Source organism: Halorubrum sp. SP9 (assembly GCF_005435015.1).
In the GTDB taxonomy this organism is placed as follows: Archaea; Halobacteriota; Halobacteria; order Halobacteriales; family Haloferacaceae; genus Halorubrum; species Halorubrum sodomense.
Genome location: NZ_SGXU01000007.1, coordinates 17,045 through 29,873 on the forward strand (window position 1 = coordinate 17,045; position 12,829 = coordinate 29,873).

General features: G+C 71.2%; 14 protein-coding genes and 1 pseudogene. 4 read left to right on the plus strand and 11 right to left on the minus strand.

Annotated features, from left to right (window positions below; genetic code table 11):
* Nucleotides 1-13 precede the first annotated feature (13 nt).
* The 4 genes and pseudogenes from EXE45_RS21220 to EXE45_RS05800 form a co-directional block, all read right to left on the minus strand.
* A pseudogene (locus tag EXE45_RS21220) lies at nt 14-289 on the minus strand (OsmC family protein); the annotation flags it as partial.
* Between the two features lie 15 nt (nt 290-304).
* The gene (locus EXE45_RS21225) at nt 305-472 is read right to left on the minus strand and encodes an OsmC family protein (protein WP_241989428.1); all 168 of its coding nucleotides are present in this window, start codon (nt 470-472) and stop codon (nt 305-307) included.
* Nucleotides 473-715: 243 nt separating this feature from the next.
* Nucleotides 716-1,579, minus strand: coding sequence for a TIGR01548 family HAD-type hydrolase (locus tag EXE45_RS05795; protein ID WP_092920891.1), 864 nt, complete (start codon nt 1,577-1,579; stop codon nt 716-718).
* Nucleotides 1,580-1,667: 88 nt separating this feature from the next.
* Nucleotides 1,668-2,144 (minus strand): UPF0146 family protein, encoded by a 477-nt coding sequence (locus tag EXE45_RS05800; RefSeq protein WP_092920892.1) that lies wholly within the window; start codon nt 2,142-2,144, stop codon nt 1,668-1,670.
* Nucleotides 2,145-2,183: 39 nt separating this feature from the next.
* Here EXE45_RS05800 and EXE45_RS05805 point away from each other — a divergent pair, with 39 nt between their 5' ends.
* The 3 genes from EXE45_RS05805 to EXE45_RS05815 all read left to right on the plus strand — a co-directional run bounded on the left by EXE45_RS05805 (nt 2,184) and on the right by EXE45_RS05815 (nt 4,280).
* The gene (locus EXE45_RS05805) at nt 2,184-2,705 is read left to right on the plus strand and encodes an archaemetzincin family Zn-dependent metalloprotease (RefSeq protein ID WP_092920893.1); all 522 of its coding nucleotides are present in this window, start codon (nt 2,184-2,186) and stop codon (nt 2,703-2,705) included.
* 70 nt (nt 2,706-2,775) lie between these two features.
* Nucleotides 2,776-3,075, plus strand: coding sequence for a DUF6432 family protein (locus EXE45_RS05810; protein ID WP_092920894.1), 300 nt, complete (start codon nt 2,776-2,778; stop codon nt 3,073-3,075).
* A gap of 47 nt (nt 3,076-3,122) precedes the next feature.
* Nucleotides 3,123-4,280, plus strand: a complete 1,158-nt coding sequence (locus EXE45_RS05815; protein WP_092920895.1) for an aminomethyltransferase family protein — start codon at nt 3,123-3,125, stop codon at nt 4,278-4,280.
* Nucleotides 4,281-4,316: 36 nt separating this feature from the next.
* On the opposite strand, the gene EXE45_RS05820 is transcribed toward EXE45_RS05815, so the two are convergent.
* From EXE45_RS05820 to EXE45_RS05850, 7 genes are all read right to left on the minus strand, one after another.
* Nucleotides 4,317-5,492 carry an inorganic phosphate transporter gene (locus EXE45_RS05820; RefSeq protein ID WP_092920896.1) on the minus strand — a complete coding sequence of 392 codons (1,176 nt, stop codon included), beginning with the start codon at nt 5,490-5,492 and terminating at the stop codon, nt 4,317-4,319.
* Nucleotides 5,492-5,620, minus strand: coding sequence for a hypothetical protein (locus EXE45_RS21670; RefSeq protein WP_255510253.1), 129 nt, complete (start codon nt 5,618-5,620; stop codon nt 5,492-5,494). Before EXE45_RS21670 ends, EXE45_RS05820 begins: the two co-directional genes overlap by 1 nt.
* A 456-nt stretch (nt 5,621-6,076) precedes the next feature.
* A complete protein-coding gene (locus EXE45_RS05825; protein WP_137693784.1) occupies nt 6,077-6,610 on the minus strand; it encodes a metallophosphoesterase in 534 nt (177 codons plus the stop codon).
* A 377-nt stretch (nt 6,611-6,987) separates the two neighbouring features.
* A complete protein-coding gene (locus EXE45_RS05835; RefSeq protein WP_137693786.1) occupies nt 6,988-7,971 on the minus strand; it encodes a replication factor C small subunit in 984 nt (327 codons plus the stop codon).
* A gap of 92 nt (nt 7,972-8,063) precedes the next feature.
* The gene (locus EXE45_RS05840) at nt 8,064-9,011 is read right to left on the minus strand and encodes an electron transfer flavoprotein subunit alpha/FixB family protein (RefSeq protein WP_092920899.1); all 948 of its coding nucleotides are present in this window, start codon (nt 9,009-9,011) and stop codon (nt 8,064-8,066) included.
* Nucleotides 9,011-9,799, minus strand: a complete 789-nt coding sequence (locus tag EXE45_RS05845) for an electron transfer flavoprotein subunit beta/FixA family protein (RefSeq protein ID WP_092920900.1) — start codon at nt 9,797-9,799, stop codon at nt 9,011-9,013. Before EXE45_RS05845 ends, EXE45_RS05840 begins: the two co-directional genes overlap by 1 nt.
* Before the next feature lie 152 nt (nt 9,800-9,951).
* Nucleotides 9,952-11,247 (minus strand): hypothetical protein, encoded by a 1,296-nt coding sequence (locus tag EXE45_RS05850; RefSeq protein ID WP_137693787.1) that lies wholly within the window; start codon nt 11,245-11,247, stop codon nt 9,952-9,954.
* Nucleotides 11,248-11,426: 179 nt separating this feature from the next.
* Here EXE45_RS05850 and EXE45_RS05855 point away from each other — a divergent pair, with 179 nt between their 5' ends.
* The gene (locus tag EXE45_RS05855; RefSeq protein WP_137693788.1) at nt 11,427-12,767 is read left to right on the plus strand and encodes a hypothetical protein; all 1,341 of its coding nucleotides are present in this window, start codon (nt 11,427-11,429) and stop codon (nt 12,765-12,767) included.
* Nucleotides 12,768-12,829 lie beyond the last annotated feature (62 nt).

Consider the following 12,829-nt stretch of genomic DNA (forward strand, 5'->3'; position numbering starts at 1 on the left):
CGCCCGACGCCGTTTACTCCCGTCGAAGCGTCACGTCGGTCGCGGTCTCGTTCGCCAGGTTGTCGCTCACCGGACAGCGCGCCTCGACGGCGGCGGTGAACTCGGCTAACGTCTCGTCGTCCACGTCGCCGGCGAAGTCGACGTCGACGGACGCCTCCACGCCCTGGTAGCCCGCCCGGGGCTCCTCGGCGCGGCCGAGGTGCTTGCGGGGGTCGAACCCGCCGGCGACCTCGACCGCGACGCCCTCGACGTCGAGGTCGAAGTCCGGCGCCACCGCGCGGACGGTCGCGTTGAGGCAGCCGGTCTAGGCGGCGAGCAGGTACTCGACGGGCATCGCGCCCTCGTCGTCGCCGCCCATCGCCTCCGGGTCGTCCATCACCAGTTCGTGGTCGCGAGCCCGGGCGACGAACTTCGACTCGCCGTCGCTCTCGCCGCTGACCTCCATCCGCTGCGTCGCGTTGGCGTCACTCATCGACTGCGTTAGCGGACGAGGGCGCATAAACCGTCGAAGCCGGTCCGGTTCGTGCCGGTGACCGTGACGCCGCCGCCTCGCGCAGAAGCAGCCTCGAAGCGCTGAGAACGTTGGTTCCGCTTCGCTCGTCGTCTGACGCCACCACGACGCGTCACGGACACCGGAGATTCTTGCGAGCGCGCCCCCGGAACGATCTCGGACCGCTCGACCGTCAGGGAGCCGCGGCCGCGAGCGCGCCGCCGGCTACTCCAACAGACCCACCAGTTCGTTCACGTCGTCGACCACCGCGTCGGCGCCGTTCTCGGCGAACTTCTCGCGCCCCCCGTCCCCGGTGAGTCCCCCCGTGAGGACGCCGATTCCGTAGTAGACGCGCGTCTCGTCCGTCTCGTCGGCGTTACGCGCGGTCCGCACGTCGTCGAGGGTGTCGCCGGCGAACGCGACGCGGTCGGCGTCGAACCGCTCCGCGAGTTCGACGAGCGCCCGCGGGTGGGGTTTCCCCGCCTCCCAGTCGTCCATCGTGAACCGGCGGTCGTCGGGCACGTCGAGGCCGACGCGCTCCAAGGCGATGTCCGCCTCGGCGGCCGGTCGCCCGGTGAGGACGCCGACGTCGAACCGCGCCGTGAGGTCGGCGATCGTCTCGGGGTCGACGAGGGTCGGCTCGTCGCGGATGTATCCGTCCGCCTCGACCGGCGGCTCGCCGCCCTCCAGCTCGCGGTACAGCTCCGCGCCGAGGTACAGCGCCTGGAACGTCTCCCGGAGGGCGTCCCGGTCCCACTGGTCGCGGACCCGGGCCTGCGCGACTCGCGGGAGGTCGCCGACGACCTCCTTGGCGGCGTCGAGGCCGCCGCCGAGCTCGCGGACCCGGTCGGTGAACTCGTCGACGTCCATCCGGAGCCCCTCGCGGCGGGCCAACACGAACAGCGCGGCGGCGTCGGTCAGATCCCAGTCGTTGTTGAACCCGCCGGCGTCCTTGAACGCCTGGACGGCGTTCCGGTCGATCGGCTTGCCGCACACCCGGTCGACCGACTCGAGGATCGCTCGCCGGTAGGAGTCCGCCACGTCGACCAACACCCCGTCGATGTCGAGGATCACTGCGTCGACCTGCATACCGCTACCCCGGCTGGCGGCGGAATGAACGTTCGGGTTCGCGGCCGGCGTCGCCGGTTCGGTGCCCCGCCGCCCGGTCCCGCGCTCGTCAGCGCGCGACGTACATAACGGTGCCCGATTCCGTCGACCGCCGAGAAACGTCGACCACCGGCTCTTCGAACCCGAGCGTGGTGAACAGGCAGGCCGCGTCGAGCAGCTCGGCCAGCGCGACGGTCGGCCGCTGGAGTTCGGCGGGGAGGTTCCGCGCGTACACGGCGTCGAAACCGCCGCCCTCTGGTGCGTCGAGTCCGAGCGTCTCCCGGACGGACCGGTCGCCGTCCGCCGCCGCCAACGTCGTCACGTCCGCGGCGGCGACTCGGAGTGACCCCCCGGCCGACGCTCGCGTCTCCGTCGCCGCGTCCCGTACCGCCTCGCTCACCTCGACGTCGAACGCGACGACCTCGCGGCCGCGGTCGACGAGCGCCCGGGCGACGCCCGGACGCCGTCCGATCCCGACCTCGATCGATCGCTCGTATCCGTCGAGCGCGTCGACGAGCGCCCGCTCCGACGGGGGTGTTGCTGCCACGGCGCGGGCTTTATGACCGCGGCGGCCAAAAGCGGTTCCATGCTCGTGGACATCGTCCCGGTCGGAGAGGTTACCCCCCGAGTGAAGCGGGAGGCCTCCGGCGCGCTGCGTTCCGTGTACGACTGCGACGTGACGGTCCACGACGATCAGGCGATCCCCGACTCCGCGTTCGACGCCGACCGCGACCAGTACCGCGCCGAGGACCTCATCGAGACGGTCACCCGGGTCGGCGGCGGCGAGAAGAACATCGGCATCACGCCCGAGGACCTCTACTACCGCCGCCGGAACTACGTGTTCGGCCTCGCGTACCTCAACGGCAGCGGCTCCGTCATCTCCACGCACCGCCTCCGGACCTCCTCCGACGGCGGCGTCTCCACCAAGCCCGCGGCCGACGTGTTCGCCGACCGCGTCCGCAAGGAGATCGTCCACGAGATCGGGCACACGCTCGGGTTGGAACACTGCGACAACAGCAAGTGCGTGATGTCGTTTTCACCCACCGTCCGCGAGGTCGACGTGAAAGAGGAGAACCTCTGTGGCACCTGCTCTCGGCTCGTTCGCTGACGCTGCGAGTCGACGGTCTCCCCCCTTCCCCGCCGGTAGACGTAAACTCCGTCCCGCACAAAGGGTAGGTATGGCCGCAAAGCCGGAATACCGCGACCGGCCCGACGTCGAGGTCGCGCTGCTCGACGCGCTCGTCGACCGCGGCGACGAGGGGATGACCGTCCTCGAACTCCGCGCAGCCGTCGACGCCGACATCGACGCCGTCGAAGAGGGGCTCTCGGCGCTGAAAGACGACTCGCTCATCCTCGTCGAGACCGAGGAGAGCGTCCGGGTGTACGCCCACGAACGGGTCGTTCCCGACCCGGAGGCGGCGACCGACGACCCGTCGGCGGGGCTCGTCGACGCGATCCGCGACCGGATCGGACTGTAGCCGTCGGAGACGGCGGCCTTTTGACCCTCGATCGCCTCCGTCCGACCATGACGCTCGTCTCCGGCACCCACGACGCGCACGGCGCGGTGTACCGCGACCGCGGCGGTCGCGAGGTGGTCGACCACTACGGGAAGCCCGTCCGCGTCGGGAAGGCGGTCCGCAAGGTCGCCGGCGTGATCGAGATGGGATACGGCGTCCTCGCCGTCAGGGGGGACGACCGCGTCGAGTTCGTCGACAACGCCGTCTCCAACCGCGTCCCGGCCGAGGACGGGGAAGGGACGTACGCCCTCCTGCTCGACCCGCAGGGCGGGATCGAGACGGACATGTACGTGTACAACGCCGACGAGCGACTGCTCGTCTTCCTCCCGCCGGAACGGGTCGAGTCGGTCGCCGCCGACTGGGCGGAGAACGTGTTCATCCAGGACGTCGAGATCGACGACGTCTCCGACGAGTTCGGCGTGTTCGGCGTCCACGGCCCCAAGTCGACCGAGAAGGTCGCCTCGGTCCTCGGCGGGCCGGGCGCGCCGGAGGGGCCGCTCTCGTTCGTCCGCGGGTCGATGGTCGACGCCGGCGTCACCGTGATCGCGACGGACGCGCCGCTGGGCGAGGAAGGGTACGAGATCGTCTGCGCCGCCGCCGACGCGAGCGACGTGTTCGACACGCTGATCAACCGCGGGCTCAACGCCACGCCGTTCGGCTACCGGACGTGGGACGCGCTCGCGACCGAGGCCGGCACGCCGCTCTTCGAGTACGAACTGGCGGGGACGGTCCCGAACGTCCTCGGCCTCCGGAACGCCCTCGACTTCGAGAAGGGGTGCTACGTCGGTCAGGAGGTCGTCTCGCGCGTGGAGAACCAGGGCCGACCGAGCCGGCGGCTCGCCGGCCTCGAACTCGACGCCCTCGCCGAGGCGGTGGCCGGCATCGACGCGGACGCGAACCCGAAGGGGATCGACGACGCGCTTCCGGCGTCCGGGGCGGCCGTCTTCGACGGCGACGAGGCGATCGGCGAGATCACTCGGACCGCGGTCGGCCCCGCGACCGACGTGCCGATCGCACTGGCGCTCGTCGCGTTCGACGCCGACCTCGGTCGGGTCACCGTGCGCGTCGACGGCGACGAGGTCGGCGCGACCGCCGTCGACCTCCCGTTCGTCGAGGGGAGCGCCGACTCCGCGCGGCTGCCGACGTATCCCGAGCCTCGGGCCTGAGACGGGCGGAAACCGGCGGACCCGTCCGAGAGCCCCTCACACCACGAAGTCGACCGCGGAGTAGACGCCGAACCCGAGCGTGAACGCGCCGACGAGCGACCCGATCCACGCGAGCACCGTGTACCCCATCTTCCTGCGGCTCACGCCGGCGTCGCCCGCGGCGTAGCCCGCGCCGACGATCGCGGAGACGATGATCTCGTTGAACGAGACGGGGATCCCGAAGGCGACGGCGGTCTGCGCGATCGCGAAGGAGGGAATGAGCGCCGAGATCGACCGCCGCGGGCCCATCGAGGCGTAGTCCTGCGAGATCGCCTTGATCATCCGCGGCGCGCCCGTCCACGACCCGGCCAACAGCCCGATCCCCCCGCCGACGAGCAGCGCCCACAGCGGGACCCCGACCTCGCTGAAGATCGGGACGAGGGGACCGATCGCGAGGCCGACCTGCGACCCCCCGGCGGAGAACGCGACGAGGCCGCCCATCGCCAGCAGGAACCGGCGCTGGGCGCCCTCGCGGTCCCGGCCGAGGTCCGCGTACACCGCGACGGTGACGAGCGCGGCGACCGCGAGACTCACCGCGGCCGGGCCCGCCGCGCCGATACCGAGCCCCGATCCGAGCGCGGTCGCGACCGAGGCCTGTTCTCCCGCGGGACCGAGCAGCGCGAACCCGACGTTCGCGAGGATCGCGCCGACGAGCCCGGCGAGCGCGGCGGTGAGCGGTCGTTGCGGAATCGCCTCGCCGGTAAGTCCGCGCGCGACGACGTACGCCACGCCCCCGCCGACGAACGGCGTGAGCACCCACAGCGTCATGATCTCGGCGTACTTCGGCCACGCCGGATCGCCGCCCATCGCGAGGCCGACGCCGACGACCGCGCCGGTGACGGTGAACGCCGTCGCGATCGGGTACCCGGCGAAGACGCCGACGGCGACCAGCGCGGCGGCCGTGACGAGCGCGACGATGGCCGCCGCGGCCGTGAGCGTCACCCCGCCGATCAGTTCGGTGCCGACCGCCTCCGTCACATTCGCGCCCTGGAGTATCGCGCCGAGCAGTCCGAGGACGCCGACGATCAGGCCGGCGCGCATCACGGAGATCGCGTTCGCGCCGACAGCGGGGGCGAACGGGGTCGACCCCGACGATCCGGCGCCGATAGACCACGCCATGAAGAGGCTCGCGGCGGCGGCGACGAGCAGGGTCGCCGCGGTGGCGACGACCATCAGCTCCGCCCGTCGTTGTACCCCTCGTTCAGCCCCGTCACCGTCCGCCGGACGAGGAGGAACCCGAAGAAGAACAGCCCGAGAAGACCCACCAACAGGAGCACGAACAGCGGTTGGACCGGGAGCATACGCTCGAATCCGTCGGCACGCGGTTATAAGTTTCGAGGCGGGCGGACGCGCAATCCCCGGAGTCCCGCGGCGCTCGCTCGACTCGTTCGGTGACTAAAACGCTCCTTTGTCTCTCAGCCACGTATATGTTGTCAGCCGCGTTACGTACTGGTGCGACCCCCCGCTTCGGCCCTCACCCGATCGAACCCGCCGACCGACGCGCCGGCGGTCGGACTCGCGCCCGCTCCCTCCCTGCCCGACTCCCCTCCGACCGATCGGCGCGACCGACCGCCGGCGACCGAACCCGCGCCGATCCGGGTCCGTCACCGCGCACACGATCGTCGGTCGCCCCGGCCGGACGCGGGGCGTCGCGTCCGGTTCCCGCTGACGCGGACGCCGACGCGCTCCGCCCGCTTCTCGTCGTGCCTCCCTCATCCGCTGTTCCCCCGTCCGCCGCTCTCTCGTCCGTCGCTCCGTTACTCGGCGTCGTCGCCCTCGATCCCGAACGTCTCGAAGGTCTCGCCCTCCGTCGTTACCAGTTTCCCGTCCACCCCGGTCTCGCCATCGCCTTCGACCGGGATCAGTTCCGCGTGGGCCGCGCGATTGCCTCGCGGCTGCGCGTGGCTGCCCGGGTTCAGTATCGGCAGGCCGCCCGAGTCGTCGAACCGCGGGCGATGGCTGTGGCCGCAGATCACGGCGTCGGCGTCGCGGCCGCGACCGAGCATGACGAGCCCGGTGTCGCCGCTGCGGTGGCGGTGCGTGACCGCGAACCGAACCCCGGCGTACTCGACGGTCCGCACCTCGGGGACCCGGTCGCGGATCGCCGCGTCGTCGTTGTTGCCGCAGACGGCCCGGAACTCGGCGGCGGCCGACCGGAAGGCGTTCAAGACGGGCTCGCGGTAGAAGTCGCCGGCGTGGACCACGAGGTCGGCCTCCCGGACCGCCTCCGCGGTCCGTCCCTGAAGCTTCGACTCCTCGCGTGCGTGCGTGTCGGAGACGACGACGAGCATACCGACCCTCCGCGCCGACGTGTTTTAAAAGCGTGCCTGCTACGGCGGCGTCGCCGGCGGCTCTGCCGCCGGCTGCCAGAGGCGCGTAGTGCCTCCCTGCGTGCCGACGAGCGCCCGGAGGGCGCGAGTCGCACGCGCGAGGGAGCGGTGAGCGCTCGGAGAGCGCGAACCGCGAGGCTGGGGAGGCGTGAGGCGCCGTTGCGGTGCCGTGTAGGGCGGGTCAGAGGGGCAGCCGCCCTCGCGGCTGGGGCTTTGGAAGTGTCCACCGTCGATCTGCTCTCACTCATTTATAAACGAGCGGCTGAGGCTTTGGAAGCGTTCTCCGCCGATCCGCTACTAACTGTTTACAAAAGAACGAGCCGAGAGCCGGGACCAGCTTATTCGTCTAACGAAAGCGCCGCGAGCAGCGACTCCAGTTGGACCTGCTCGTTGGCGCCCTCGGCGATCCGGTAGTCGGCCTCACCGATGCGCTCCATGAGCCGTACCGCCTCGCGCTCGCTCAGGTCGAACTCCCAGACGGAGCGGTGGAGCTGGTCGATCACGTCGCCGCCGGCCATCCCCGTCTCCGTGAGCAGCGTGTCGAGGGTCGACCGCGCCCGCGCGAAGTCGCCGTTCAGCGCGTCGGTCACCATCGACTCGATCTCCTCCGGCCGGGCGGTCGCCGTGATCGCGTACACGGCCTCCTCGTCGACCACGTCGCCGGTCGTCGCCGCCGCCTGAAGCGAGTTGATCGCGCGGCGCATGTCGCCGTCGGCCGCGTAGACGAGGGCGTCGACGCCCGCGTCGGTCACCTCGATCTCCTCGGCGGCCGCGATCTCGCTGACCATCCCGCCGACCGCCTCGTCCGAGAGCGGCGAGAACCGGAAGACGGCGCAGCGCGACTGGATCGGGTCGATGATCTTCGACGAGTAGTTGCACGAGAGAATGAAGCGGGTGTTGTCGGAGAACTGCTCCATCGTGCGGCGGAGCGCTGCCTGTGCATCATCCGTGAGGCTGTCGGACTCGTCGAGAAACACGATCCGGAAGTCGCCGCCGAACGAGGAGCGCGCGAACCCCTTGATCCGGTCGCGGACGACGTCGATCCCGCGCTGGTCGGAGGCGTTCAGCTCTAAGAAGTTACCGCGCCAGTTGTCCTCGCCGTAGATCTCGCGGGCGATGGCGGTGGCGGCGGTTGTTTTCCCCACGCCCGCAGGGCCTGAAAAAAGAAGGTGCGGCACGTCGTCCTGCGCGATGTAGCTCTGGAGCCGCTCGACGATCTCCTCTTGGCCGTGGATGTCGTCGAGCGTCTGCGGCCGGTACTTCTCGATCCAGATCTCCCGGCCGGTCGCGGTCGCAGCCGTCTGCTCGTCGGCCTCGCTCATTGCCCGATCGGAGGGTCGGCGGGGTGATAAACGAACCGAGACTCGGCCGGTCCGGCGGGGGCCTCCCCCGGCGCGGCGCGGGACCGGTTCGCCTACGCGAACTCGTCGATGAGTTCGGGCACCACGTCGAAGAGGTCGCCGACGATCCCGTAGTCGGCGATGTCGAAGATCGGCGCGTTCGGGTCGGTGTTGATCGCGATTATCGTGTCCGAGCCCTTCATCCCGGCGACGTGTTGAACCGCGCCGGAGATGCCGACCGCGATGTACACGTCCGGCGTGACGACCTTCCCCGACTGGCCCACCTGCCGGTTCTTCGGCAGCCAGCCGTTGTCGACGATCGGCCGCGAGGCGGACAGCGTCGCGCCGAGCGCGTCCGCGAGCTCCTCGACGAGCTCGAGGTTCTCCTCCTCCTCGATGCCGCGGCCGACCGAGACGAGCACGTCGGCGTCCGCGATATCGACGTCGCCGCCGCCGACCTCCTCGAAGCCCGTAACGCGGGCGCCCGACTCGGGGAGGTCGACCTCGGCCGTCTCGACGGTCGCGTCCCCGACTCCCTCCGCGGGCGGCCACTCGCCGCCGCGGACCGTGAGGACGAACCGGTCGCCGGCGACGTCGACGGTCGTCTCGACCTTCGAGCCGTACATCTCGCGGGTGACGGTGAGCCCGTCGTCGTAGTCGAACCCGACCGCGTCGGTGACGATCGGGACGCCGAGCGCCTCCGCGAGGGCGGGCGCGTAGTCGAGCCCGTTGACGGAGTTCGGCAGCACCACCGCGCCGGCGTCGACCCGGTCCGCGAGCGTCGAGACGGCCGCCTGGTAGGCGTTGTGGTCGAACTCCTCGCCGTCGTCGACGGCGTGGATCGCGTCGACGCCCTCGCGGTTGAGCTCCTCCGCGAACCCGTCGACGTCGCCGCCGACGACGGCCACGTGGAGGTCGCCGCCGCGCGCGTCGGCGAGCTCCCGGCCGGCCGCGATCGCCTCGTACGTGACATCTCGGAGGTCTCCGCGGCGGTGTTCGGCGGCGACGAGCACGTCGGCCATCACGCGCCCACCCCCTTGTCGCGGAGGACCTCGGCAAGGCGCCCCGCAGACTCGCCGGCGTCGCCCTCGATGATCTCCGCGTCCGACTCGCTCTCCGGCTCGTACATCTCGGTGATCGTCAGCGCGCTCTCGACGTCCGCGGCGGTCAGGCCGAGGTCGTCGAGGTCCTTCGCGGCGATCTCCTTGCGCTGCGCCTGTCGGATCCCGCGAAGGCTCGCGTACCGGGGCTCGTTGAGCCCGGTCTGGACCGTCAGCACGGCCGGGAGGTCGACGTCGGTCAGCTCCTCGACGCCGCCCTCCAGCTCGCGGTGGACGTGCGCGATCCCTTCGTCCGCGTCGACGTCGAGGCGGTTGACGACCGCGGCGTGCTCGAAGCCGATCCGCTCCGCGAGCGCGACGCCCGTCGCGCCGAAGCCGGTGTCGGCGGCCTGGACGCCGCCGAGGACGAGGTCCGGCTCCTCCTCGTCGACGACCGCCTCGAACAGGTCGACCTTCGAGGCGACGTCCGCGAACGACCCCTCCAGCGCCTCGTCCCAGACGCGGACGGCGCGGTCGGCGCCCTTCGCGAGCGCCATCCGGATCGTCTCGTCTGCGCGCTCCGGGCCGACGGTGACGGTCACGACCTCGTCAGCGATCCCGGCCTCGGCCAGTTGGACGGCGGCCTCGACGGCGTAGTCGTCCCACTCGTTGAGGTCGTACTCGAGGTCGGAATCGACGATTTCGGTCCCCTCGATCGCGAAGTCGTCGTCCGCCTCCGCGACCTCCTTGACGGTCACCAGAACCTTCATGATCGATACTCGGGCGGTCGCCCTGTAATGGTTTTCGGAACTGGAGGCGGCGGGCGAACGGTTTCCGCCCCCGCCGGCCGACGATCGGGCCCGAAACCGATGGGTCGGCGTCCGCTTCGGATCTCGTCGCGCTCGACGGAGGGGACGGCCGGTCAGTCGCCGCGGCCGTCTCCGCCGTCGCGGTCGTCTCCGTCGTCACCGCCCTCGTCGGGCAGCGAGATGAGGTTCTCGCGGCCGAGCCGGAGCTTCTCGACGCGGTCCTCGTCGGCCATCGCCGAGAGCAGCTGGGACACCTTCGCGTCCGACCAACCGGTCTCCGAGACGATGTCGGCCTGTCGCATCCGACCGCCGTTCTCGTCGAGGAGCCGCTCGACGCGCTCCTCGTCCGAGAGCAGCGAGAGGTCCGGCTCGTCGTCGCCGTCGCCGGGTCCGTCGGTCCCGTCGTCGCCGTCGTCGCTTCCCGGACCGCGGGCCGCGTCGGGGTCCTCCGTCGGGCCCCGCTCGGCGTCGCCCGTCGCCGCGTCGTCGCCGTTCGCGATCGGATCGCCGACGCCGTCCTCCCCGTCGTTGATCCGGCGGTACCCGACGACGCTCACGGCGACGAGGGACGCGGCGAGGACGATCACGGCCATCAGCATACCCCACGGGGGGCCCGCTCCGGCGGGGCCGTACACTATCCGCACGGGTTCGCCCCCTTCGAACGTCTGGGGGCCTTCGATGATCACGTCGCCGTCAGAGAGCTGCGTCACGGCGGTGCTCGGCGTTCCGGTGACGGTGTACCCCTCCGGCGTCGTCACCTCCAGCGTCTGGGCCGCTTCGAGGCTGCGCAGCCACGTCTCGTTGCCGGGCGTCGTCAACGCGTCGCCGAGGACGAGGCTCTCGCCGTCGCGCTCGAGGAACGCCGTCCAGGTGAACGTCAGCCGCAGTTCGCCGACCGCGGCCGCCTCCTCCGTGGCGATGTCGAACTCGGCGGGGTTCTCGTACACCTCGAACTCCCGCGAGACGTCCCGGATGGCCATCTGCCGGCCGACGTTACGGCCCGCCTGGCGGCGGAACCCCTCGAACAGCTCCGCGCTCGGACCGATCTCGCCGGCGCGGAAGCGCTCGCCGGCGGTCTCGAACGCGGCCGTCTCGTTTTCGTCCGCCAGCGAGTACCGCACCGCGACGGTCCAGTCGGCGCTGCGGTCGGGGTTCAGTTCGATCCGGATCCGCGTGGTCGACGGCGACGTGATGGCGTCGTCGGTCTGTCGTCGAACCGGTTCCGAGGGTGCTTCGATCGACTCGGGACCGACCGAGGCGTCGCCGCCGACCGAGGCGGTCGGCGGGATGTCGTCAGCGCCGGAGGGGGAGGGGGTCGTGCCCGCGCCGCCGACCGCGCCGCCGGCGCTCGCGACCAGTGCGAGCGCGAGGAGCGCGACCAAGAGCGCGCGAAGAGCGGGGTTCCGCATACGTCTCGGGTCACTCGCGCGCCGGGCAAAACGCTTTCCATCCGATACTTTTTGACGGGTCTCCACCCGAATTTCTCGGCCGAACGGACCGGACGCGGTCGCGGACGCCGATCCGCATCGATTCCGTCGGTCGGCCGCAGTGGGTGGACTTTTTGTATCGCGGGCCAAACCCTCGGACGATGAGAGCCCTCCAGATCGCCGCGGTCACCGTCTTGCTGCTCGTGGCCCCGGTCGCCGGCGTCACCGCGCCCGGCGTCGTCTCACCGTCCGTCGACTCCCCGGCCGCCGATTCGACGCGGTCCGCCGGCTCGGCTCCGTCCGCCGGCTCGGCTCTCGGTACCGATCTACGGTCGCCGGTCGTCCCGTCGTCGCCGGTCGCCGGACAGACGATGCCCCAGATCGACCGAGCGAACCTCACGCTTCGGACGCTGTCGACGCCGCCGGGCGCGGAGACGCGAGTCAGTATGTACGCCCGCGGCCCAGATCTCGGGTCGTCGCTCGGGTTCGCGACCGCCGACGCCGACGCCGCCGTCGAGACCGCCGCGGTCGTCAGCCGGATCGAGCGCACCGAGACGAACGTGGAGCGGCAACAGCAGATCCTCGCGGAAATAAACCGCGTCGAGCGCGCGGAGGTGGCGCTCAACAGCCGTCAGGCGAACGCCTTCAGCGCGCACGCCGCCGGCGAGATCACCGACCGCGAACTGGTCGACAGGCTCGTCCGCGTGGCCGCGACCGCCCGCGAGTACGACGAGCGGCTCGACGAGATCGACGCGCTCGCCGAGGCGACCGACGACTTCAGTTCGCCCGCTCGGCTCGACGAGCTTCAGGTGGCCCTCCAGGTGTACTCGGGGCCGGTCCGCGACCACGCCCTCGCGATCGCCCGCGGGCAGTCCCCCCCGAGCGACCTATACGTCGCGTCGAGCCAACGAGCCGTCGTGCTCGCGACGATCGTCGACGGTCACTACGTCCGCGAGGTGTTCCGGACGGACCGCTGGGACCGCGGCGGCGGCCCCATTTCGAACAGCGAGGCGATCGAGATCACCGAGGCGGCCTACCCCGAGACGGCCGCGCTCCGCGAACCCGACGCCTTCGGCGCGGGCGCAGTTCACCGAATCACGATTCCGCACGAGATCGGCACGCTCCGCACCTTCGTCAGCGGCGGAACCGAGCAGGTGTTCGTCGAACACCAGCGGATCGACCTGTCCGCGTTCCCCGACAGCGAACCGGTGTCGGAGACCGGCGACGGGTTCAACGTCACCGTCGAGCGGACGTATCCCGGCGGTCCGGTGACCGTCACGGTCCGCGACGAGGAGACGGGCGAGCCCGTCTCCGACGTCATCGTCACCAAGTCGGTCGGGGACGGCGATAGCAGAACCATCGGGACGACCAACGACGCGGGCGTCGTCCGGACGCTCTCGCCGGCCGAGACGTACCGCATCACGGTCGTCGACGAGCCCCGCGTCCTCGTCGTCGGTGACATCGAACCCCTCCCGACGCCGAGGCCGGTCGGCGGCGGGTGACCGCCCGCCTCGGGTCGTCGCCGTCCGAGCCGTCGGTCCTCGGTCTGGATCCGTCCTCGGGT